This is a genomic window from Lentzea sp. HUAS TT2, from assembly GCF_051853195.1.
Classification (GTDB): domain Bacteria; phylum Actinomycetota; class Actinomycetes; order Mycobacteriales; family Pseudonocardiaceae; genus Lentzea.
Map to the genome: position 1 here is coordinate 713,872 of NZ_CP196667.1, position 22,182 is coordinate 736,053.

Consider the following 22,182-nt stretch of genomic DNA (forward strand, 5'->3'; position numbering starts at 1 on the left):
CCCCCGACGTCGGTACCGAGCGTACGACGTCAACGCCCGATCGAGCGATGCGTTTGACCGAGCAGGGCCACATGCCCGCAGGTACGAACGAAGACATGCCGAAACTGCTGAGCATCGCCACCGTCCTGCTCGCGACCATCGCCCTCACGGCTTCCCCGGCACTGGCCGCGCCCGACCCGGTGAAGGCCACCGCCGACTTCCAGGAGGCGCTGTTCACCCCTGTCGCCGGAGTGCTCGACCTCGAGGAGACAGCCGAAGGCATCAAGGTCGCCGGCGAGTTCAAGAAGGGCTTCGCCTCCGACCTGCCGTCGGACTACCAGCTGGTGGTCCTCGACAACGCGGAGGTGGTCCTGGACTTCAGCAAGGACTTCCAGAAGGTCGCCGAGATCGAGGCGTCGGAGGTCACGGCGTTCGAGTTCGTCACGAAGACCAAGCAGAAGATCGCGGACATCCGCAACGAGGACGTGGTGGTCCGCCAGCTCGTGAACGTGGCGGCGGGCATCAAGGTGCAGGCGGAGATCGGCCGGGCGAAGGTCGTGAAGACCGAGGTCAGGTAAAGCCTCAGCGGGCGTCCTCGTGATGCAGCGAGGGCGCCCGTCCCTCCAGCCCGCGTTCGACGGCCTCCAGCACCGCGCGGTTCGTGCGCAGCACGGCGTCGTGCGCGAACTGGCCGAGCAACACCTGCTGGGTCGGGTTCGGCAGTGCCGGGTCGGGCACCGGGGCGCACGTGTACACCTCCACCACCGGCGCGTCCTCTGCGAGAAGGTGCCGCACGGCGTTGAGCACGCCCACGCGGTAGCTGCTGTGCACCCACGCCACGAGCAGGTTCACCAGGTGGCCGCCGAGCTCGTACTCGACCTCCGCCGCGAGCTTGGAGGGATCGGCCCAGTCCGCGCGGACCCACGTCGGCCGGTGTCCCCGCGAGAGCGACGCCCGCGCCGCCCGTCCGGGTCCGTCGTCGGCCATCAGCGGCTGCGTGCGCGAGGGCAGCACCACCCGCCATCCGCGTGCCACGAGTTGTCCCGCACAGCCGGCCAGCATTCCGGTCCCACCGAGCACCAGCGCCGTTCTCACCGAGCACGCTCCTCCCCGACCGAGGCGAGCGGCCCCGAGAGCCACCGCTCCACCTGCCCCTGCCCGCGCAGCCGCACGACCACGACGTCGTCGACCAGGGCGAGCACCCTGGCCCGGTTGCGCCGGTAGCTCTTCCAGCCCCATCGCAGGATGTGCCCGGAGTCGGTGAACGCCGACCACAGCGACGGCTCCTGGTTACCGTTCCACAACTCCACCCCTGCCGCGCGACGTCTGATCGTGCGACGCACCAGCCGTCCCATCACGACGGCGAACTGGTGGTCGAGCCACACCACGGTGTCCGCGCGGGCCAGCAACGCGGGCCGCGCCGCCTTGTACTGGTACTCGGTGACCCAGTGGTCCTCGCGCACGAACGCGGCCACCTCGGCCAGGAACTCCTCGCGGGGTGTCCACTGCGGACCCCAGTAGAGACTGTCCAGCTCGACGTGCCGCAGTTCGTGCTGCTCGGCGATGCGCAGGCAGAGCGTCGACTTGCCGGATCCGGCGTTGCCGGCGACGAGGACGCGGCGGGGTATGTGCGGCAGCGGATCAGAAGGTCCGAGCAACGGCATCGAGCCAGGCTAGGGGAACCGGCAGGACCCCGAAACGCCCGAAGGGCCTCCGGACGAGTCCGGAGGCCCTTCGGGGTGAAACAACGTCAGAGAGCGGTGACGTTCGTCGCCTGCGGGCCCTTCTGGCCCTGCGTGATGTCGAACGAGACCTTCTGGTTCTCCTCGAGGCTGCGGTAGCCGCCGCCGTTGAGGGCCGAGTAGTGGACGAAGACGTCAGCGCCGCCGTCCTCGGGGGCGATGAAGCCGAAGCCCTTTTCAGCGTTGAACCACTTGACGGTGCCGTTTGCCATGTACTGCTTCTCCTTGATTACTGAAGAGCGAGCCGCACTGTGCGGCCACTCCGTGGTTGGTCATGAGCCTTGCCCCAACCGTGAAGAAGGAGAAGCACTCGCAACTGAAGTTTGGCGAGCGTGTAGTACACGAACACAAAACTGCAACCAACGAAGAAGTCTACCTCAGATCAGCCGCGTTTGCGCTGGGGTACCGCGAACCTCTGCTGCATGAGCGAGATCCGCAGGATCACGAAGCACGCGAGGCCCGCCGCCCCGATCGCGCAGAGCGTCGAGAGCGTGGAGAACACCACGTAGAGAGGCGTGTCGAGCAGCAGCGACTCCAGCACGTCGCCCAGCACCATGGCGAGGAACGCGTACTGCCAGGGCCTGATCAACGGGCTCGCGACGCGCTGGTCGAACGGCACCTCGCGCTGCGCCGGGTCGCTCGCCTTCCACACCTGCGACACCATCCGCACGCCGTGCAGCGCGATCGCCTCGGCGTTGTGGGTGGCGCTGCGGAACCAGATGATGAACGCCACACCCGCGGGTATGACCATCATGATGGCCAGGAAGCTCCACGACGAGGAGCCGCCCTGCCAGTCGTTGACGGTGCCCCAGACGGACTCGGCGGCGACCAGAGCGATCAGACCCATGGCGACGTAACCGGTGACCCGGACGTCCTTCAGGTCGATGTAGGTGTCCAACGCAACTCTCCCCGAACGCGGCGAACTGCGCGGCAGACTACCGCCCGAATCCGCTGCCGAGTTCCGAGAACGTCGCCATCTTCTCCGCGGCCCGCACGACGACCTCGTCGATGCCGTCGAGCACCACCCGGTCCCCCACGCGGCGGGCGGGCAGCAGCGGCACGTCCGCCTTGCCGCACTGCTCCGCGATCGCCGTGAACGCCCGTGCGGCGGCCAGCGGCGCGACCAGTGGCTCGCCGGTCTGCCGGTGCCGGATGAGGTTCTCCAGGAGGTCGACGGACGGCGCCACGGCCATGCGGTGGTCGTTGACCGTCAGCCTGTCGTCGTCGTACCACCACACGGCTTGTCCGAGCGTTCCGTGCACGAGGACGACGGGTGGCAACGATGTCGTCGCACAGAGCGTGGTGGCGACCACGACCGGCGGTGCGCCCTCTGCCGTGACCCGTACGCAGGCCGTGTCGTCCGCGGTGATGTTGTCCCGGCAGCGGAACAGCTCCAGTTCGACAGCGATGTCGGCGCGTTCCTCGACATCGGCGAGCAGCAGCGCGTTCTGCAGGGCGTGCGCGAACGGGTTCACGAGCGTCCCGTCGTCGCCCTGGCGCCCGGCCCAGTCGGAGCGTTCGTAGTAGGAGTCCGTGCGCACCCAGCGTCCGGCGGCGCCGATGCCGGTGATGTCGCCCAGCGCGCCGGATCCGATCAGCGAGCAGAGCCGGCGGTACGAGCCCGTCCCCTGCGTCTGGAACCCGACCTGGCCCACCAGCCCGCGTTCGAGCGCCTCGGCGGAGATGTCGTCGAAGTCGGTCAGCGACAGCACCGCGGGCTTCTCGACCAGGACGTCGCAGCCCAGTTCGAACGCCGACAGCACGAGGTCGCGGTGCGTCGCGGGCGGCGAGGAGATCACGACGATCTCCGGGTGCAGCTCGGCGGCCAGCGACGGCAGGTCCGGATAGGACGGCACCGGGAGGTCCTCGACGTCCACCACGTCGACCACACCTACGAACGTGGCGAGGCCGTCGTGGCCGAGCCGGACCAGGTTAGCCACGTGCCGCGCCCCGTGCCCCCGAGCGCCGACCAGCGCAACACGCATGACTCTCACCCTTCCCGGGCGGACTCCGCCGCGAGCGCCAGGGGTCCGCCGATCACCAGCACCAACGGCGGCAGTGCCCACACCAGCACACCGGCGACCACCAACGCGGCCATCAGCATCAGCCGAGGTGGGGCGAATTTCAATGCGCCGCGCCAACCAAGACACGTTTGCGACAGCATCGAGGCACCAACGGCCGCCGAAGCCGTCAACACAGCCACCCGAACGGGCAATGGCGCCGGGAGCACGGTGACCACTAAGAGGACGTCGAGCACGAGCACGGCCCACACCAGCCCGAAGATCACTCCCGGCACCCACCGCACGCGCAGCAGCGACCAGAACCGCCCGACCGGGAGGTCCGACCGCAGCACCTCGCGGGCCGCGCCGAACGCGGAGGAGGCCGTCACGACCGGCAGCGAGGCGGCGAACACGAACACCCCGAGCAGCAGGGTGTCCGCCAGCAGTTCCAGGCGTCTCATCCCTTGAGTCCCGTCGTGGCCACACCGGCGACCAGGAACCGCTGGAACGCCAGGAAGAACAGTCCGATCGGCACCAGCGACAGCACCGACATCGCGAACATGGGCCCGTACGAGGACGACGACGTCTGGTCGATGAACAGCCGCAGGCCCATCGGGATCGTGTAGTTCTCCGTGGACGACAGGTAGATCAGCTGCGAGAAGAAGTCGTTCCAGGTCCAGATGAACGTGAAGATCGCGGTCGTCACCAGCGCCGGCCTCGACAGCGGCAGCACCACGTACCGGTAGGTGCGGACCGGCCCGCAGCCGTCGATCCTCGCGGCGTCCTCCAGCTCGCGCGGGACGCCGCGCATGAACTGCACCATCAGGAACACGAAGAACGCGTCGGTCGCGAGGAGCTTCGGCAGGATCAGCGGCACGAACGTGTCGATCATCTCCAGCCGCTGGAACACCACGTACTGCGGGATCAGCGTGACGTGCGCCGGCAGCATGATCGTCACCAGCGCGAACGCGAACAGCGGGCCGGACAGCCGGAACCGCAGCCGGGCGAACGCGTAGGCCGCGAGCGAGCACGACACGACGTTGCCGGCCACGGCACCGGAGGCGACGATCGTGGAGTTGCCGAGGAACGTCCAGAACGACTCGCCGCCCGCACCTTCCAGCGCGCCCGCGTAGCCGTCCGTCGTCAGGCGGCCGGGGAACAGCGCGCGCAGGTTCGGCATCAGGTCCTCGACCGGGGTCAGTGACGCCGAGACCAGCCACACGACCGGATAGAGCACCAACGCCAGTGCCGCCAGGCACAGCAGGAAGATCGCGGCCCGCCTCATCGTTCGTCCCCGTAGAACACCCAGTACCGCGAAGTCCGGAACAGCACCGCGGTGATCAGCGCGATCGCCACCAGCAACACCCACGCCATCGCCGACGCATAGCCCATGCGGAACTCCGTGAACCCGCGCTCGTACAGGTAGAGCGTGTAGAACAGCGTCGAGTCGGCCGGTCCCCCGCGCCCGCCGCTCACCACGAACGCCTGCGTGAACGCCTGGAACGCGTGGATCGTCTCCAGCACCAGGTTGAAGAACACCACCGGCGACAGCATCGGCAGCGTGATCGACGCCAGCCTGCGCCACCACCCGGCACCGTCCACCGCGGCCGCGTCGAACAGCTCGCGCGGGATCTGCTGCAGGCCGGCCAGGAAGATCACCATCGGGGCGCCGAACTGCCACGCGGACAGCAGCACGATGGTGAGCAGCGCGGTGTCCGGCGTGTCGGTCCAGGTGTCGAAGATCGCCCGCCACGCCAGCGCCAGCCCGACCGACGCGCCCAGCAGCGAGGGTGCGTAGAAGGCGGAGCGGAAGAACGCCTGTCCTTTGCCCCGCAACGAGTTCAGCAGCAACGCGACGGCGAGCGCCAGGAGCAGCTTGGCCGGCACCGACCACGCGACGTACGTCAGGGTCACGCCGACCGAGTCCAGGTAGCGCGGGTCGTCGCCGAAGAGCTTGGCGTAGTTGGCGAGGCCGACCCAGCGCGGTTCGTTGAACAGGTCGTAGTCGGTGAACGACAGGTACAGCGACACGATCATGGGCGCGACGGTGAGACCGATGGCGCCGAGCAGCCACGGCGCCAGGAACAGGTACGGCACTACTTCAGCGCGTCTTCCGCGTCACGCCAGAACTCGTCCAGCGCCTGGTCGATCGTCTTCTTGCCGAACACGACCTCTTCGTGTTTGCGCTGCATCAGCTTGTAGATCGTGCCGTCGCCCTTGGGCGGGGCGGGTGGCGCGTCACCGAGTCTCGCGTCGACCGACTTCTCGTACTCGAACACGACCTTGTCGGCACCGCTGAGGTTCTGCGCCACGGCCTCGCGGATCTTGAGGTTGACGGGCAGGCCGCGGTTGGCGCCGAGGATCCTGCCCGCGTCCGGGTCGTTCAGCAGGAAGTCGATGAGCTTGACCGCCGCGTCCCTGTGCTTGGTGCGGGCGGACGCGCTGATGAGCTGCGACGGTTTGCGGTACGAGCCGAGGTTTTCCGGGCTGTCACTGGGATACGGACCGAGTTTGAGCTCGTCCGGGCGCACGGTGTTGTAGCCGCTGTAGAGGCTGTCGTAGCTGTGTTCGGACGCGGACAGCTTCTTGCCCATCGGGGTCTGCTCGGCGCCGGCGTTCAGCGTGGTCACCAGGTCGGCGGGTGTGGTCGCGTTGCCGTCGCGGAAGTCCTTGGAAAGCTGCCAGAACGCTTTCAGGTCCTCTTTGCCGTACCCCAGTTTGCCGTCCACGTAGAGCGCTTTGCCGCGTTGCCGCAGCCAGGTCTCGAAGACGTCCTCGGTGCCGCCGAAGTCCGTGGAGCCCGCGATCCCGGTGCTCGCCTGGATCTTCCCTGCGCCCTGCCTGTAGTCGGACCAGGTCCAGCCGATCGCCGGTTCCGGCACACCCGCCGCGGCGAACAGCTTGGGGTCGTAGACGATCGTGGTGGCGTTCTGCGCCAACGGCATCGCGACCTGCTTGCCGTTCAGCTTGCCGCTGCCCGCGAACCCGGAGTTCCAGTCGGTGGTGCGGATCTCGTTGCCCGCGAACGGGGTGAGGTCCAGCAGGACACCTCTGCCCGCGTACTCGTTGAGGTAGCGGTAGTCCATCTGGATCACGTCGGGCGCGTTACCTCCGGCGATCTCGGTGGAGAGCTTCTCGAAGTAGTTCTGGAAGTTCTGGAACGAGGTCGAGACCTTCACGTCCGGGTTGCGGCTCTCGAACAGCCGCACCGCCTCGTTCGTGATCTTCGCCCGGTCGTCGTTGCCCCACCAGGTGAACCGGATCTCGGCCTGCCCGCCGCTACCGGAACCGCCGCCACACCCGGCCGCCGCCAGCGCGCCGCCGAGCACCAAGGCCATGGCCTTGCGCACGTTTGCTCCTTATCGAAGGTCGATGACGTCGACGACGTGGACCGGTTCCCCGGTCTCGAAGCTGCGGTTGGCGGCGAAACCAGTCAGCAGCGAGAGCGTGCCGTCGTAGTGCGTTGCCTTGCGTCCCAACGGGTCTTCCTGCCCGGCCGGCCCGTACAGCGCGTCGACCATGCGCTGGTCGGCGCCACCGTGACCGTCCCGGTCGTACTCCAGCGGGATGTCCTCGCGTTCCTCGAAGTGCCGCTGCACGGACAGCTTCGCCCAGCCCTGCTCCGGGTTGGCGTTGACGCCGTGCACGGCCGGGTTCTGGCTCGACACCCAGGAGTTCTCGACGACCTCCAGCTCCAGCCGGCCCCTGCTGCCGTTGACCATCAGCCGATAGCCCTCCCACGGCGAGTAGGCCGTGAGGTGGTAGGTGAGGTTCGCGCCGCTGGCGTAGCGGACGAGCACGGACATGTCGTCCTCAATGGACACACCGGGTTCGAACGGGTTCTGGTCGCGCCGGTAGCCGTCCTCGTGCCTCGCGTCCAGGTAGAGCTTCTTGAGCCAGTCGTTCTGCTCCAGCTCGATGTCGAACCGCTCGTCCTGGGCGTAGCCGTGCCGCTTGCCGTTCTCGTCGCCGTAGAAGAACAACCTGCCTTGCGCGTACACGGTCTCGGGCACCGAACCGACCCACCAGTTGAGCAGGTCGAAGTGGTGGGTGGCCTTGTGCACCATGAGACCACCGGAGTTGGCCTTGTCGCGGTGCCAGCGGCGGAAGTAGTCGGCGCCGTGCCGGGTGTCGAGCAGCCACTCGAAGTGCACGGACCCGATCTCGCCGACAGCACCGTCGGCCAGCAGCGCGCGCACCTTCTCGTGGATCGGGTTGTAGCGGTAGTTGAACGTGACGGTGACGTTGCCGTCGTTGCGCTGCACCGCATCCAGGATCTTGCCCGCCGACGGGACGTCCGTCGTCATCGGCTTCTCCGTCAGGACGTCACGACCGGCGTCCAAGGCCTCGACGATGTACGTGTCGTGGAAGCGGTCGATGGTGGTCACCACCACCACGTCGACCCGTTGCTCGTCGAGCATCTTCAGGAAGTCCGCGGCGTCGTACGTGGGAACCGGCTCGACCCCCAGTTCCGCGAGCCGGTCGTTGTGGACGTTCATCCTGGTGCGGTTCACGTCGGCGAACGCGACGAGCTCGCAGGTGTCGGGGTGTTCGACCGCGATGGCGTGGATGTGCCGCTCCGCCCGCGATCCCGTCCCGACCACCGCGTATCGCCTACGTGCCATCCCCGACCTCCCCCTGAAAACGTTTTCTCCACGCTAACCCCACCAGCCCTGACCTCGTCAAGGCCTACCGGAAACGTTTTCAGCAGTTCCTGGACGTGAACGGCAGGATGGGGTCATGCCGACTCCTGTGGTGCTCGACTGCGACCCCGGCCACGACGACGCGATCGCGATCCTGCTCGCGGCCGGCTCACCCGAGATCGACCTGCGTGCGATCACCACTGTGGCCGCGAACCAGACGCTGGACAAGGTCACTTCGAACGCACAACGGATCTGCTCGGCCGCCGGAATTTCGGTGCCGATCGCCCGCGGCTGCGCACAGCCGTTGGTGCGCCCCCTCCACATCGCGGAGGACATCCACGGCGAGTCCGGAATGGACGGTCCAGCGTTCGGTCCGGTGACCGTCGGCGTGGTGGAGGAACACGCGATCGACCTGATGCACGCGCACATGCCCGCGACCCTGGTGGCGACCGGGGCGTTGACGAACGTGGCCCTCTACCTGCAGCGGTACGGACCTGCCGCGGTGCGCGAGATCGTGCTCATGGGCGGCTCGACCGAGCGCGGCAACACCACGCCGTACGCGGAGTTCAACATCTACGTCGACCCCGAGGCGGCCCAGGTCGTGTTCACGAGCGGTGTGCCGATCACGATGATCGGGCTGAACGTGACGCACCAGGCGTTGGTGACGCCGGAGATCGTGGCTCAGTTGAACGCACTGGGCCCGCTCGGGCGGATCTGCGGGGACCTGATGACGTTCTTCGCGGCGACGTACCGCGAGGTGTTCGGGTTCGCCGCACCGCCGTTGCACGACCCGGTGGCGGTAGCCCAGGTGATCGACCCGACGCTGGTGACGTGCGTCGAGGCGTTCGTGGGCATCGAGACCACGGGGACGTTCACGCGCGGCGCGACCGTCGTGGATCTGCACGGCCGAACGAAAGAACCGCCCAACGCCCGTGTGGCCGTCGGCCTGGACGTCGAGCGGTTCTTCGAGGTCGTGATCGACGCGGTGCGAACCCTCAGCTGATGCCGCGGTCGCTCAGCACGGCCCACTGGCTCCAGCCGGCCTTCTCCTTGTAGAAGCGGCGGACCAGCTTGCCGTCGTCGGTGCGGGCGAAGACCTCGACGGTCTTCGTCTGCGCGTGGTACATCGCGGCCGGCGCCTCGGAGACCTTCGTCGTGCCGAGCTTCGCCCACGCGGTCCAGCCGTTGTCGGTCGCGCGGGAGTGCTCGACGATGCCGCCCTCACCGAGCTGCACGACGTCGATCGAGCCGGTCGTGGAGTTGAAGACCGCCGACGGCGCGCCGGTGCCCTTGCCGCCCAGCGACTTCCAGACGCCCGCCGCGTACTGCTCGACGCTGCCGGTGTCGGTGCGGGCGAAGACCTGGTCGACGGCGACGCTCGGGTCGCTGACGATCTTCTTGTCGCCCTGGTCGGCCCAGGTGGTGCCGTCCCACTTGACGAGCTTGCCGTCGGCGGAACGGGCGTAGAGGTCCTTGTCGGCGACGGCCGGGTTGCCCTCGATCTTGCGGTCGCCGACCGGCGCCCACTTGTCCGTGAAGCGGAGCAGCAGGCCGTCCGCGCCGCGGGCGAGCACCTCGACGGCGTTGGTCTTCTTGTTCCAGAACAGCGTCGGGTCGCCCGCGACGGCCGTCTCGCCCAGCGCGAGCCACTTGCCGTCGACGCGGCGGTAGATCTTGTCGTCCGTGCCGCGCGCGAACACCTCGACGATCTTCGTCTGCGGGTTCATCAGCGCGACCGGGTCACCGGCGAAGAGCTCGGGGCCGAGCTGCTGCCAGCCGTTCCAGCGGCTCGTCTTGTGGAAGTTCGTGATGATCGTGCCGTCGGCCGCGCGCGCGAAGATCTCGAGCTGCTGCTGGCCGGTGTTCGAGATCTGCGGGCCGGCGTTGACTACGAGCTTGTCCGTCACCGGCGTCTGGCTGCCGGAACCGGCGCTGCCCGCCTCGAGGATGTTGTTGTAGCGCAGCGGCACGTACCTGCTGGCCGTGGCGGCGCTCCACACGCGCTGGACGGGCCTGCTGCCGTCCGGGCCCGCCTGCTCGCGCACGATGGGCCGCGTCTTGGCCGCGTCCGCCCAGCCGATGAACAGCGCGACGTGGTTCTCGCGGTCGTTGAGCGCGTCGCCGGGACGGAGGTCCTCCCAGTCGATGCGGTGCGCGACCTGCTCGAGGATGTGCGTGGTGTAGGAGATGCGCAGGCCCCAGGCCATCGAGACGAAGCCGGAGCAGTCGGTGCGGTAGGCGCCGTACTTGTTGCCGAAGCAGTCGCTCTGGCTGTAGGGCACACGGGCGCTGATCCACGTCCGCGAGCGCGCCAGGACCTCGCTGCGAGTGATCTTGGAGTTGGTCTCGTACGTCCCGCAGACCACCCCGCCCTCGGCAGCGGCGACCGCGACGTCCGGCATGGCCAGCGTCGAGCCGAACGTGATGGCCGCTGCGGCGACCGCCAACATCCCCCACGATCTCATGCCGGTCACCGTAGCAAGGGGATGTGAAGTTTTGGTCCGGTCGAACGTCCTATGTTCCGCCCGTTGACAGTTTTCCGACGCGACTCGGACGATCTTCGCCGGTGGTCCTGCACGCTCAGGTACCGGCGCGGTACGTACAGCTCCGGACCGGTCTTGCAGGGGTAGTCGAGGACGTGCAACCGCGTGCGGTGGCCGCCCGCCTGTTCGTAGGCCCAGTACCGTCCCGGCTCCTCCGCCCACGCCGCGAAGATCACGACGTGCCGGGTCAGGTTGGTGCCGTCCGCGCGGATGATCACGTCGCCCGCCCGCAGCTCCTGCGCGGGGATCAGGTCGCTCACCGCGGCGAGACCCGGGGTGTCCAGGCCGCCGTGCCGGTCCTCCGGTCTGCCCGGCAGGCCCCACGCCATCGACACGAACCCCGAACAGTCGGCGCGGTAGACACCGTGTTCGTTCTGATGGAACCTCGTCTGGCCGTACAGAACCGAGTCGCGCAGCCACGAACACGCGCGCTCCACGATCTCGGAGCGGTGGATCAGGCGGCCGGCGGCATGTGCGGTGGACACGCGGCCATGGTCGGGGCGCTGTCTCTAAAACTCCTGCAAGCTTTCTACAAGATCGGCGTCGCTGATCTCGGCGCTGACCCAGGCCAGCGGGTAGCTCAGCTCGATCGTGTCGATCTCCCTGGTCAGCCGCACGCCGGGCAGCACCTTGCGCACCAGGGCGAGCATCGCGTGGTTGTCGGGCAGGACGTTGCCGTGCAGTTCGGCGACCTCCATCCTGGCCGCGATCGAGGTCAGCTCCTCCAGCAGGAGTCGGCCCACCCCGCGGCGTTGCCACAGGTCCACCACGGCGACCGCGATCTCGGCACCGCACTCGCCGGTCTTGATCACCCTGGCGATACCGATCGGGTCACCGCCGACCCGTGCGCACACGGCCGAGTGCCGTTCGCCGTCCACGTCCACCAGCACCCGGCGCGCGGACGCCGTCAGCCGGGGCGTCGGCGAATGGAAGCGCAGGTAGCGGCTTCGCGCGGACAGTCCTTCGAACACCGCGTCGACAGCTTCCGGCGCGGTGTCGCGATTGAGCTCGGTGACGCGCATGAGGATCTACCCCTCTGAGTTCGGAATCCGAACTGTAGCTGAGTTCGAAAATCGAACGCAAGGGATATCCTGGAGTCATGCCGTACTCGAACTTCGCGAGCATGCCCTGCACGCTGAGCCGCCCCGCGGCGCTGCTGGGCGAGCGCTGGACGCTGTTGCTGCTCCGCCAGATCTTCCTGGGCACCCGTCGTTTCGAAGACTTCCAGGCCACGATGGACATCTCGCGAAGCGTCCTGACCGACCGCCTGAACGTGCTGTTGCAGGAGAACGTCCTCAAGCGCGTGCCCTACCACGAGGACGGCCGTACACGGCACGAGTACCGCCTCACGGAGAAGGGTCGCGACCTCTACCCCGTGCTGATGGCGCTGCGCACGTGGGGCGAGAAGTGGATGGCCCCTGAGGAAGAGGAGTCGTTCCACCTGCACCACCGCGACTGCGGCGGCGGCGTGCGGGCGAAGGTCGAGTGCACCGAGTGCGCAGCCGAGCTGACCGCGCGCGACGTGCAGGTGACGGCCAGGCAGTGAACTTGTACTGACAACCGCCGAAGCCCGGGTGAATTCAAGACTCATTCCATTGCTGAAGACGGTTGCAGGCAGCAAGTGTGCCTGTCATGACAAGATCTGCTCTGGCGTTGCTGCTGCCACTCCTGCTGGTGACCCCGGCTGCCGTCGCGGCACCGGCGAAGACGCCCAAGGTGCTCGTGATCGGGCTCGACGGCGCCCGGTACGACAAGCTCCTCAGCGCCGACACCCCCAACATCAAGGCGCTGCTGAACCGCGGGTACGGCGCCCGCAGCGCGTTGTACGGGTCGGGCATGGCCCAGACCTCCAGCGGCCCCGGGTGGTCGACGATCCTCACGGGCGTGTGGCCGGACAAGCACAAGGTGAAGGACAACTCCTTCTCCGGCAACGCCCTCACGTCGTACCCGAGCTGGCTGGAGCGCGCGAACACCGCGAACCCGGCCCTGTCGACGTACGCGGCCGTGGACTGGAAGCCGATCAGCGACCAGATCCTGCGCACTGGCCAGGACCGCAAGTACGTGCTCGACGGTGACGCGGCGGGCTACACCGGGTCCGACGAGAAGATCACCGTCGACGCCGAGCAGCACCTGAAGACCAATGCCGCCGACGCGTCGTTCGTCTACCTCGGCCAGATCGACATCGCGGGCCACAACAGCGGCGCCGACTCCTCCCAGTACGCCGCGGCCATGCGCACGAACGACGCTCAGGTCGGCCGGCTGGTGCGCGCGATCGAGTCGCGGCCGTCGTACGCGTCGGAGGACTGGCTGATCATGATCACCACCGACCACGGCCACACGGCGTCGGGTGGTCACGGCGGTGACTCGCAGGAGGAGCGGATGACGTTCGTGATCTCCACCGGGTCGGCGCGCCCTGCCGTGGCGCCAAAGCTGGTGGACGTGGCTGCGTCCGCGTTGAAGCACCTCGACGTGTCCGCGTCGCTCGACGGGTACGCGCTCGGCACCGCGCCGGTGGACGCGTTCGACTCGGCGACGCTCAAGCCGCGCCAGGACGAGACCGGTGTGCCTGCTTCAACGCTGGGCTGGACGCACCAGGGTCCGGCGGGCTGGTCGGTGACCACGGCGTCGTCGATGCCGCAGGGCGTCGCGGAGTGGCAGGGCTGGTCGTTCACCACCGACGAGTTCTGGACCCGCACCGCGCCCTCGCAGTCGCGTGAGGCCAACGTGCGCGCCCGTGGCGTCTTCGCCGTCGCCGACCCGGACGAGTGGGACGACAAGGGGTCGCCGTCCTCGCGCGGCAAGTTCGACTCGACGCTGACCTCGCCCGCCTACGACGTGGCCGGCAAAGCGAGTGCCCGTCTCGACTACTTCTCGCACTACCTGCAGGAGGGCACGCAGCGCGGCACGGTCAGCGTGTCGTTCGACGGCGGTCCGGAGCAGGTCGTCCGCACGCACAGCGCCGACGGCCTCGCCCAGCAGGTCTCGCTGAACGTGACGGTCCCTGCGGGCGCCCGCACCGCGCGCGTCTCCTGGCGGCTCTTCGACGCGGGCAACAACTGGTACTGGGCCGTCGACGCGCCTCGCCTGTCGTAGTCCCTACCGCAGCGAGTCGAGGTGCCTGCGCAGCAAGGACACGGTGAGCTCATCGGTCATCCGGTCCGGGTGCAGCACCCCGTCGACGGTCAGGCCGTTGAGCAGCGACGCCAGCCTCTCCGACTCCAGGGCGAGGTCGAGCGTCGCTGCCACGGTGCCGGCCTCGCTCATGACGGTCAGCGCGCGGTGGCAGAGCATCCGCAGGCCGTCGTAGAGCCGTTCGGCGTGCGGCACGAGCGACGGGCGGGTGCGCGCGGCGGTGACGAAGGCCAGCCACAGCACGGCTTCGTCGCGCCGGCGGTCGTCGAGCGGGAGCACCTCGGAGAGCACGCGTTCAGCGGGCCTGCGGGGGTCGCTGCGATCTTGGAGCGACCCCACGTGGGCCATCACGCGCTGGTCTATGGAGCGGATGAGGGCCTCGACGGCGAAGATGATCATGTCGTCGTGACTGTCGAAGTAGTGGCGGATCGAGCCGATCGCGAGACCGGCCTCCACCGCCACGTTGCGCAGCGAGGCCTGCTCGACGCCGTCACGGACGACCACGCGGAACACCGCCTCGGCGACTGCTTGGCGACGGGCGGCGGGATCCACGACTCTCGGTGACACCTCCCTTTTGTAGCATGACCCTGCTAGTTTAAGTAGCAGGGTCATGCTACTTAGGGGGTTTGTCATGACATACCTGCTGATCGCGGCCGGTGTGCTGTACGTGCTCGTGAGGCGGTTCATGGGGGAACCGCTCAACGCGAGGGACCTGCTGGCGCCGCCAGCGTTCCTGCTGTTCTTCGGCATCCGGGCGGTCGACGAGTTCCACCTGGGCTATCTGCTCCCACTCGCCGCCGGGTTCGCGTTCGGGGCCTTCCGGGGGATGACGATCAAGCTGTTCGAGCGCGACGGCCACCTGTGGCAGCGGTACACGCCGTGGACCTTGCTCGTGTGGGTGACGTCGATCGGCGCGAGTTTCGGGTTCGCGCTGCTGTTCGACCACCACGCGCCGACGCAGCTGTCCATCGGGGTGAGCATGCTGGGCGAGCTGTGCACCGTGGGGGCGAAGGCGTTGAACACCGGGCTGCCGTTCGCACCGGAGAAGCTGTCCAATGGACGGCATGGATCGTCGTGACTTCCTCGTGGGGGCCGGGCTGCTCGCCATCGCACCGACCGCGTCCTCGGCCGCGCAGGGAGTGGACTGGGGCGCCGTGCGCCGCGAGTTCCGGCTCGACCCGGCGCTGACCAACCTGGGGCTGTTCTACCTCGCGTCGAACCCACGCGAGGTACGCGAAGCCGTCGAGGGGTTCAAGGTCCGGCTCGACGCCAACTCGCACGACCTGATGCCCGAGCAGGCGCAGGAGGTCGCCGTCGCGCTCGGGCAGTACATCGGGGGCGCGGCGGACGACATCGCGTTCGTGCCGAACACGACCATGGGGCTCTCGATCGTCTACGGCGGCCTGAAACTGCGCGCGGACCAGGAGGTGCTGCTCAGCGACCAGGACCACGCGTGGCACCAGCAGGCGGCCAGGCTCGCGGCATCGAGGGTGGGCGCGAAGGTCAGGGCCGGCACGCTCTACGAGAACCCGGCGAAGGCCACCGAGGACGAGATCGCGACCCGGCTGCGGAACTCGATCACGCCGCAGACCCGTGCCGTCGGCATCACGTGGGTGCAGTCGAGCACGGGGCTGCGGATGCCGGTGCGGGCGTGCGCTTCCGTCGTCGCCGAGGCCAACAAGGGCCGTGCACAGCAAGACCGCTGCCTCCTCGTCGTAGACGGCGTGCACGGACTGGCGGCCGTGGACGACGACGCGGCACGCATGGGTGCGGACGTGTTCGTCGCCGGCACGCACAAATGGCTGTTCGGGCCGCGCGGGACCGGCATGGTGTGGGTGAACCCCGAGGTGCGCGGCGAGATCGTGCCGATGCTGCCGAGCCTGAGCAGCCGGAGCGAGACGGCGTTGCTCGGGCCCGGCGGCTTCCACGCGTTCGAGCAGTACTTCGGGGTGCAGGCGGCGGTGCGGTTCCACCAGCGCCTCGGCCGCGACCGCGTGGCGTCCCGGATCACCGAGCTGGCCGGCCGGTTCTCCGACGGGCTCGCCGAGATCCCCGGCGTCGTCGTCCACACGCCGCGCGACCCGGCGACGTCCGCGGGCATGGTGTGCTTCGACGTCGCCGGCCACACCGGCCCCGAGGTCGTGGAACTGCTGGGGCGCAAGCAGATCCAGATCACCACGGCGGCCTACCGGATCCCGTACGCGCGCGTGGGCACGTCGATCCTCAACACACCGGAGGAGATCGACAGGACGCTGCGCGAGATCAGCGCACTGGCTTGACGAGCCGGGGCAGCTCGGCCGTTCCCGGTGGTTCGAGCTGCACGCTGGTGTTCTCCATCTTCGTCTCCGGCCGGTTCATCGCGTCGTGCGCGAACCACCCACCACCTAGAACGAGCACGAGCATGCCCGCTGCGATGAACGGTGTGGTCGGGATCCGCCGCTTCGACTCTTCCGGCTCGCGCGGTTTCGGGATCTCGTAGGTGGCCTGCTCCGCGGGTTCGGGTTCCAGCTGCTTGGCTTCGAGGTAGGCGCCCGTCGCGGCTGCGCCTTCAGGAGCCCGCATCACCGGGATGCCCAGCCGTTCGGTGATCTCCCTTGCCACCAAGGGAATCCGCGACGACCCGCCCACGAGCAGGACCGCGTCGGGCAGGCACAACCCCGCGCTGCCGGCCACTCGTTCCAGCGCGTCGACCGCCAGCTCGACCGACGGCCGGATGATCGCCTCGAACTCCAGACTGCTCAGCCTGACCTCGCGCACCTCGCCGTTCGTCGCGACGTACGGAATCCGCACCTCCGGATAGCTGCCGAGCAGTTCCTTCGCCTCCACGCAGCTCCGCACGAGCTCACGGCTGTGCGTGCCGACCTTCGCGATCACGTGCTCCGCCACCAGCTCGTCCAGCCAGAAACCGCCGACCTCGACGCGTTCCGGCTGCCCGGCCAGCAACAGCACGCCCTGCTTGCGCAGCAACGTGATGTCGCATCCGGTGGCGCCGAAGTCGAACACCGCGACCGTGCTGTGCTCGGGCATCTGCACGTCGGCGTCGAACGCGATAGCGGCGGCGTGCGGCGCGGGCACGAACAACACGTCCGCGCGGCCTTCGTTGATGAGGTCCTGGCGCAGTTGCTCCAGATGTTCGTGCGGCCACAGCAACGGGTGCGTCATGGCGACCCGGCTCGGCGGCTCACCATGCCGTTGCGCGAGGTCGTCGAGGACGTTCGTGATCTCCCTGGCCGCCGAGTGCTGGCGCCGGGCGTTGGTCGTGACGCCACCGGCGGTGGCGACGGTGGTGCCTGCGGATCCGAGATCGAGCCCAACCTGGTACGACATTGCGGGTCACCCCTCACTGCGGACACCCACAACACGTCGTCTCAGTTGGGTCGGTTCACTCCCAGCGTCATCAGTCGTTCCGCCGCGACCCTCGCACCGTCCGTGCGCACCTTCGCGGCCACTTCTTCCGCCTGTTCGGAGAGGTGCAGTGCCTCGTCGAGAACCTCCGCCGTCACCGCCTTCGCCGAGCGGCCGATGCCCAGCCGCTCGACCTGGCTTCCCCAGTAGTGCTGGTCGTACATGTGCGGCAACACGATCTGCGGCCTGCCCGCCGCCGCGGCCGTCGTGGTGGTGCCGGCGCCGCCGCGGTGCACGATCGCCGCCGTGCGACGGAACAGCGCCTGCTGGTTCACCTCCCCGATCGCGATGCAGTCAAGGGCGTCGTCCGCGAGCTCCAGGCCTGCCCAGCCCCGTTGCAGGACAACGCGTTTGCCGATCCGGCGGGCGGCTTCGACGGCTTCCCGCGCGGCGTCCGGGGCGCCGCGCATGCTGCCCAGCCCGAAGTAGACCGGCGGTGTGCCGTCGTCCAGGAACGCTTCGAGCTCCCGGCTGAGCGGGCGGCGGTCGTCAGTCAGCCAGGCACCGGTCTGGACGAGTTCGCCGGGGCCTGGCCACGGGCCGAGCACCGGGTCGGCGGCGAGCCACGGGGCGTCGCCGAAGATGTGGTCGCGGACGTCCTCGACCGGGTCCAGGCCAAGCTTGGCGCGCTCGGCGTTGAGGGTGTCGCGCGAGCTCGTGAAGTAGTGGCGTTGCTGGTCCCACTGCGCGAGGTTCTCCTCGGGTGTTCCGTTCACCGGAACACGGCCCAGCATCGCGGGCGGCGCGTGATGCGGCGAGGGCAGCGTGTTCGCGCAGAAGCTCGCGTACACGTAGTGCGCGCCAATGCTTTCCGCCACGGAACGCGTCGCGTGCTGCAACGCGCCGCCCGCCACCATGACGTCGGCCTGGCCTGCTGCCTTCGTGACGACGCGGAACTGTTCCCTGACCGACTCCTCGGTGCGGTGACCGGTTGTGCTTCGCCCCGTGAGCCGATGGTGGACACCAGAAATCGCATGGCGAAAACCCCTCAATCCCCTGTTCAGGCCACGAATTGTGCGAGTGGCCCCAGGTCTTGCGGCAAGTCCCCCGGTGCGTTGTGAGTTCCAATGGGGGAAATGATTTTCGGCTTTCCAGCACACAGCCCGCCCGAGCACTCGGCTCGGACGGGCTGATTCGCGTTCTGGGCCCTAGTGGGCGGCGTCGTCCCAGGAACGACCCACGCCGACCGAGACCTCCAGCGGCACGAGCAGCTGGTAGGCGTTGCCCATCTGGTCGCGCACGAGGGCCTCGACCGCCTCGCGCTCGCCCTCGGCGACCTCCAGCACCAGTTCGTCGTGGACCTGCAGGAGCATCCGGGAACGCAGGTCTGACGACTCCAGCGCGCGGTAGACGCCGAGCATGGCCACCTTGATGATGTCCGCGGCACTGCCCTGGATCGGCGCGTTGAGGGCCATGCGCTCGGCCATCTCGCGGCGCTGGCGGTTGTCCGACGTGAGGTCCGGCAGGTAGCGGCGGCGGCCGAGAACGGTCTCGGTGTAGCCGTCCTTGCCGGCCTTCTTCACGATCTCGTTGAGGTAGTCGCGCACGCCGCCGAAGCGGGCGAAGTACGCCTCCATCTGCTCGCGGGCCTCTTCGGTCGGGATGCGCAGCTGCTGCGACAGACCGAACACCGACAGGCCGTACGCGAGGCCGTACGACATCGCCTTGATGCGGCGGCGCATCTCGCCCGTCACCTCGGCGGTGGGGATCGAGAACGCCTGCGACGCCACGTAGGTGTGCAGGTCCTCGCCGCTGTTGAACGCCGCGATCAGGCCTTCGTCGCCGGACAGCGTGGCCATGATCCGCATCTCGATCTGGCTGTAGTCCGCAGTCATCAGCTCCGCGTAACCCTCGCCCACGACGAACGCCTGGCGGATGCGGCGGCCCTCGTCCGTGCGGATCGGGATGTTCTGCAGGTTCGGGTCCGTCGAGGACAGCCGGCCGGTGGCGGCGATCGTCTGGTGGAACGTCGTGTGGATGCGGCCGTCGTCGGCCACCGACTTCAGCAGGCCGTCCACAGTGGACTTCAGGCGCGTGACGTCGCGGTGCGCGAGCAGGTGCTGCAGGAACGGGTGCTCGGTCTGCTCGAACAGGTTCTGCAGCGCGTCGGCGTCCGTGGTGTAGCCGGTCTTGGTCTTCTTCGTCTTCGGCATGTTCAGCTCGTCGAAGAGGACCGTCTGCAGCTGCTTCGGGCTGCCGAGGTTGATCTCCTTGCCGATGACGGCGTACGCCTCCTGCGCGGCGTTCTTCACGCCTGCGGCGAAGTGCGACTCCAGCTCGGAGAGGTGGTCGACGTCGATCGCGATGCCGACGGCCTCGACCTCGTCGAGCACGTTCATCAGCGGCAGTTCGAGGTTCGCGAGCAGGTCGGCGCCGCCGATCGTCACCAGTTCCTCGTCGAGGCGGTCCGCGAGCTCGGCGACGGCACGCGCGCGCAGGATCGTGCTGGTGGCGACCTTCTGGGCTTCCTCGGACTCGTCGGAGAGCAACGACAGCTGGCCGTCGCCCGACTCCTCGGCGCGCAGTTCGCGCTTGAGGTAGCGCAGCGCCAGGTCGTCGAGGGCGAACGACCGCTGGCCCGGCCGCACCAGGTAGGCGGCCAGCGCCGTGTCGGAGGACAGGCCGCGCAGCTTCCAGCCGCGGGCGCGCACGCGGCGCAGCGGCAGCTTCAGGTCGTGGCCCGCCTTCGAGATCTTCTCGTCGGCCAGCCACGCGGCGAGCGCCTGCTCGTCGGCCTCGTCGAGCTGCGTGACGTCGACGTACCCGCCCTCACCGGTGGCGGTGCAGAGCGCGACGCCCTCCAGGTCGGTGGTGATGCGCAGCGCGACGCCGACCCGCGTCTTGCTCGCGTTCTCGGCGAGCCACTTCTTCAGCGTGCCCGCCTCGATCGCGCCGCCGGAGACCTCGAAGCCCTCCTCGGCCTCGGGCTCCGCCGTCGTGAGCGTCTGGAAGAGACGGTCGCGCAGGACGCGGAACTCCAGCTCGTCGAACAGGCGGTGCACCGCGTCGCGGTCCCACTGCTGCACCTCGAGGCCGTCGATCGTGTACGGCAGCTCTACGTCCTTGATCAGCTCGGTGAGCTGGCGGTTCATGATGATGTTCGCCAGGTTGCCGCGCAGCGCCTCGCCGACCTTGCCCGGCACCTCGTCGACGCGGTCGACCAGCTCGTTGAGCCCGCCGAACTGGTTGAGCAGCTTGATGATCGTCTTCGGGCCGACGCCGGGCGTGTTCGGCAGGTTGTCCGACGAGTCGCCGCGCACCGCCGCGTAGTCCGCGTACTGCTCGGGACGCACGCCGTGCTTCTCCTCGACGTACGCCGGGGTGAAGCGGCCCATCTCCGAGACGCCCTTGACCGGGTACAGCACCGTGACCTTGTCGTTGACCAGCTGGAACGCGTCGCGGTCGCCGGTGACGATCTCCACCTCGACGCCCTGCGCCACGGCCTGCGTGGTCAGCGTCGCGATGATGTCGTCCGCCTCGTAGTTCTCCTTCTCCATGGTCGGGATGGCCAGCGTGGCCAGCACGTCCTTGATGAGGGAGATCTGGCTGCGGAACTCGTCCGGCGTCTTGGAGCGGCCGGCCTTGTACTCGGGGTACTGCTCGGAGCGGAAGGTCTTGCGCGAGACGTCGAACGCCACGGCGACGTGCGTGGGCTTCTCGTCCCGCAGGATGTTGATCAACATGGACGTGAAGCCGTACACGGCGTTCGTGACCTGGCCCGTCTTCGTCACGAAGTTGTCGGCGGGCAGGGCGTAGAACGCTCGGTAGGCCATCGAGTGACCGTCGATGAGCAGGAGGCGCTTCACGTCTGAGGTAGTCACGGGCCCGAGTCTAGGGTGGGGGTCTGACAGTTCTGCTTGAGCCCTTGGAGCCCGCGTGACCCCCGACCTGCCTATCGAGTTCGCCGACGAGCAGTTGCACGTCCGGATGGGCATCGAAATCACCCAATGGGATGTTCAGGAGATGATCGGCACGATGCCGGTCAAGGGCAACCGCCAGCCGTTCGGACTGCTCCACGGCGGTGCGAACGCGGTGCTCGCCGAACAGCTGGGCTCTCTCGGGTCCGCGATCCACGCGTCCCAGTTCGACAGCATCACCGTCGGGCTCGAGCTGTCCTGCACCCATCATCGAGCGGCGCGCGAGGGCATCGTCACCGGCGTGGCACGGCCGATCCACCTCGGCCGCAGCACGGCGACGTACGAGATCGTCGTGACCGACGAGGACGGCAAGCGCACCTGCACCGCCCGCCTCACGTGCCTCATCCGCCCGAAGCCGCCGGGCGCCTGACACTGGGGTGAACCACACCCCAGCTCTGCGGCAAACCCCAGTGTGCGACCAAGATCAGCCCGACATCGTGGACCGCATGACCTTCACGACTCGACTGACAGCAGCAGTCCTGTGCGGTGCGCTGGCCGCGGCCTCGGTCCCGGCCACCGCGTCCGCCCGCACGGCTCGCGGCAGCCTCCTCGACGTCGTCCCGGTGTCCGCATCCTGGCCGACTTCGACCGCGCCGCCCGCTCAAGCCCGATTCCCCACCCCGGGAACGAAAGCGAGCCCGAACCGCGCCCCGCCTCCAGTCGGAGGCACCGACATCTCTGCCGCGCCCTGGTCCCACCAGCCGCTGCGCTGACAGCGATGGACGGCAGCGCAGCGCCGTTCAAGCACGACGTCATCGCCATCGCCACCGACAGCTCGACCATGCCCAGTCCCGCCTGCCTCAGCCCCACCACGGCAGGAC

General features: G+C 68.5%; 24 protein-coding genes. 7 read left to right on the forward strand and 17 right to left on the reverse strand.

Features of this window, described 5'->3' with window-relative positions:
• Positions 1-95 precede the first annotated feature (95 nt).
• A complete protein-coding gene (locus ACSHWB_RS03640; RefSeq protein WP_439660673.1) occupies positions 96-557 on the forward strand; it encodes a hypothetical protein in 462 nt (153 codons plus the stop codon).
• 4 nt (positions 558-561) lie between these two features.
• Here ACSHWB_RS03640 and ACSHWB_RS03645 read toward each other — a convergent pair whose 3' ends face one another.
• The 10 genes from ACSHWB_RS03645 to ACSHWB_RS03690 all read right to left on the reverse strand — a co-directional run bounded on the left by ACSHWB_RS03645 (position 562) and on the right by ACSHWB_RS03690 (position 8,346).
• Positions 562-1,074: a hypothetical protein gene (locus ACSHWB_RS03645; protein WP_439660674.1), complete on the reverse strand. Its 513-nt coding sequence runs from the start codon at positions 1,072-1,074 to the stop codon at positions 562-564.
• On the reverse strand, positions 1,071-1,643 hold the full coding sequence (locus ACSHWB_RS03650; RefSeq protein ID WP_439660675.1) for an AAA family ATPase: 573 nt from the start codon (positions 1,641-1,643) through the stop codon (positions 1,071-1,073). Before ACSHWB_RS03650 ends, ACSHWB_RS03645 begins: the two co-directional genes overlap by 4 nt.
• 86 nt (positions 1,644-1,729) lie before the next feature.
• Positions 1,730-1,933, reverse strand: a complete 204-nt coding sequence (locus tag ACSHWB_RS03655; RefSeq protein WP_030476842.1) for a cold-shock protein — start codon at positions 1,931-1,933, stop codon at positions 1,730-1,732.
• Positions 1,934-2,103: 170 nt separating this feature from the next.
• Complete coding sequence (locus ACSHWB_RS03660; protein ID WP_439660676.1) at positions 2,104-2,619, reverse strand: hypothetical protein; 516 nt, start codon at positions 2,617-2,619, stop codon at positions 2,104-2,106.
• A gap of 37 nt (positions 2,620-2,656) precedes the next feature.
• Positions 2,657-3,706, reverse strand: coding sequence for a Gfo/Idh/MocA family protein (locus tag ACSHWB_RS03665; protein ID WP_439660677.1), 1,050 nt, complete (start codon positions 3,704-3,706; stop codon positions 2,657-2,659).
• Positions 3,707-3,711: 5 nt separating this feature from the next.
• Entirely contained in the window at positions 3,712-4,182 is a 471-nt protein-coding gene (locus tag ACSHWB_RS03670; protein ID WP_439660678.1) for a hypothetical protein, read from the reverse strand.
• Positions 4,179-5,006: a carbohydrate ABC transporter permease gene (locus tag ACSHWB_RS03675; RefSeq protein WP_439660679.1), complete on the reverse strand. Its 828-nt coding sequence runs from the start codon at positions 5,004-5,006 to the stop codon at positions 4,179-4,181. Before ACSHWB_RS03675 ends, ACSHWB_RS03670 begins: the two co-directional genes overlap by 4 nt.
• A complete protein-coding gene (locus tag ACSHWB_RS03680; RefSeq protein WP_439660680.1) occupies positions 5,003-5,818 on the reverse strand; it encodes a carbohydrate ABC transporter permease in 816 nt (271 codons plus the stop codon). Before ACSHWB_RS03680 ends, ACSHWB_RS03675 begins: the two co-directional genes overlap by 4 nt.
• A complete protein-coding gene (locus ACSHWB_RS03685; protein ID WP_439660681.1) occupies positions 5,818-7,071 on the reverse strand; it encodes an ABC transporter substrate-binding protein in 1,254 nt (417 codons plus the stop codon). Before ACSHWB_RS03685 ends, ACSHWB_RS03680 begins: the two co-directional genes overlap by 1 nt.
• Positions 7,072-7,080: 9 nt before the next feature.
• Positions 7,081-8,346 carry a Gfo/Idh/MocA family protein gene (locus tag ACSHWB_RS03690; protein ID WP_439660682.1) on the reverse strand — a complete coding sequence of 422 codons (1,266 nt, stop codon included), beginning with the start codon at positions 8,344-8,346 and terminating at the stop codon, positions 7,081-7,083.
• 115 nt (positions 8,347-8,461) lie between these two features.
• On the opposite strand from ACSHWB_RS03690, the gene ACSHWB_RS03695 reads away from it, so the two are divergent.
• Positions 8,462-9,367: a nucleoside hydrolase gene (locus ACSHWB_RS03695; protein ID WP_439660683.1), complete on the forward strand. Its 906-nt coding sequence runs from the start codon at positions 8,462-8,464 to the stop codon at positions 9,365-9,367.
• Here the strand turns inward: ACSHWB_RS03695 and ACSHWB_RS03700 are convergent.
• The 3 genes from ACSHWB_RS03700 to ACSHWB_RS03710 are packed head-to-tail and all read right to left on the reverse strand — an operon-like array spanning position 9,360 to position 11,929.
• Positions 9,360-10,829, reverse strand: coding sequence for a hypothetical protein (locus ACSHWB_RS03700; RefSeq protein WP_439660684.1), 1,470 nt, complete (start codon positions 10,827-10,829; stop codon positions 9,360-9,362). The two genes, ACSHWB_RS03695 and ACSHWB_RS03700, sit on opposite strands and share 8 nt — an antisense overlap.
• Positions 10,830-10,834: 5 nt before the next feature.
• Entirely contained in the window at positions 10,835-11,392 is a 558-nt protein-coding gene (locus tag ACSHWB_RS03705; RefSeq protein ID WP_439660685.1) for a hypothetical protein, read from the reverse strand.
• Positions 11,393-11,416: 24 nt separating this feature from the next.
• The gene (locus tag ACSHWB_RS03710) at positions 11,417-11,929 is read right to left on the reverse strand and encodes a GNAT family N-acetyltransferase (RefSeq protein WP_439660686.1); all 513 of its coding nucleotides are present in this window, start codon (positions 11,927-11,929) and stop codon (positions 11,417-11,419) included.
• Positions 11,930-12,006: 77 nt separating this feature from the next.
• On the opposite strand from ACSHWB_RS03710, the gene ACSHWB_RS03715 reads away from it, so the two are divergent.
• Both ACSHWB_RS03715 and ACSHWB_RS03720 read left to right on the forward strand, forming a co-directional pair.
• Positions 12,007-12,453 carry a winged helix-turn-helix transcriptional regulator gene (locus ACSHWB_RS03715; protein WP_439660687.1) on the forward strand — a complete coding sequence of 149 codons (447 nt, stop codon included), beginning with the start codon at positions 12,007-12,009 and terminating at the stop codon, positions 12,451-12,453.
• A gap of 86 nt (positions 12,454-12,539) precedes the next feature.
• Entirely contained in the window at positions 12,540-14,000 is a 1,461-nt protein-coding gene (locus ACSHWB_RS03720; protein ID WP_439660688.1) for an alkaline phosphatase family protein, read from the forward strand.
• A 3-nt stretch (positions 14,001-14,003) separates the two neighbouring features.
• Here ACSHWB_RS03720 and ACSHWB_RS03725 read toward each other — a convergent pair whose 3' ends face one another.
• On the reverse strand, positions 14,004-14,606 hold the full coding sequence (locus ACSHWB_RS03725; protein WP_439660689.1) for a TetR/AcrR family transcriptional regulator: 603 nt from the start codon (positions 14,604-14,606) through the stop codon (positions 14,004-14,006).
• A gap of 64 nt (positions 14,607-14,670) precedes the next feature.
• Here ACSHWB_RS03725 and ACSHWB_RS03730 point away from each other — a divergent pair, with 64 nt between their 5' ends.
• Positions 14,671-15,117: a DUF1453 domain-containing protein gene (locus ACSHWB_RS03730; RefSeq protein ID WP_439660690.1), complete on the forward strand. Its 447-nt coding sequence runs from the start codon at positions 14,671-14,673 to the stop codon at positions 15,115-15,117.
• Positions 15,104-16,318 carry an aminotransferase class V-fold PLP-dependent enzyme gene (locus ACSHWB_RS03735; protein ID WP_439660691.1) on the forward strand — a complete coding sequence of 405 codons (1,215 nt, stop codon included), beginning with the start codon at positions 15,104-15,106 and terminating at the stop codon, positions 16,316-16,318. The genes ACSHWB_RS03730 and ACSHWB_RS03735 overlap by 14 nt, the downstream gene beginning before the upstream one ends.
• Here ACSHWB_RS03735 and ACSHWB_RS03740 read toward each other — a convergent pair.
• From ACSHWB_RS03740 to polA, 3 genes are all read right to left on the reverse strand, one after another.
• Entirely contained in the window at positions 16,302-17,366 is a 1,065-nt protein-coding gene (locus tag ACSHWB_RS03740) for an Hsp70 family protein (RefSeq protein ID WP_439660692.1), read from the reverse strand. The two genes, ACSHWB_RS03735 and ACSHWB_RS03740, sit on opposite strands and share 17 nt — an antisense overlap.
• A gap of 41 nt (positions 17,367-17,407) precedes the next feature.
• Complete coding sequence (locus ACSHWB_RS03745; protein ID WP_439660693.1) at positions 17,408-18,301, reverse strand: glycosyltransferase; 894 nt, start codon at positions 18,299-18,301, stop codon at positions 17,408-17,410.
• A gap of 291 nt (positions 18,302-18,592) precedes the next feature.
• Complete coding sequence (gene polA / locus ACSHWB_RS03750; protein WP_439660694.1) at positions 18,593-21,265, reverse strand: DNA polymerase I; 2,673 nt, start codon at positions 21,263-21,265, stop codon at positions 18,593-18,595.
• A gap of 106 nt (positions 21,266-21,371) precedes the next feature.
• Here polA and ACSHWB_RS03755 point away from each other — a divergent pair, with 106 nt between their 5' ends.
• Positions 21,372-21,731 carry a PaaI family thioesterase gene (locus tag ACSHWB_RS03755; protein ID WP_439664506.1) on the forward strand — a complete coding sequence of 120 codons (360 nt, stop codon included), beginning with the start codon at positions 21,372-21,374 and terminating at the stop codon, positions 21,729-21,731.
• Positions 21,732-22,182: the final 451 nt, after the last annotated feature.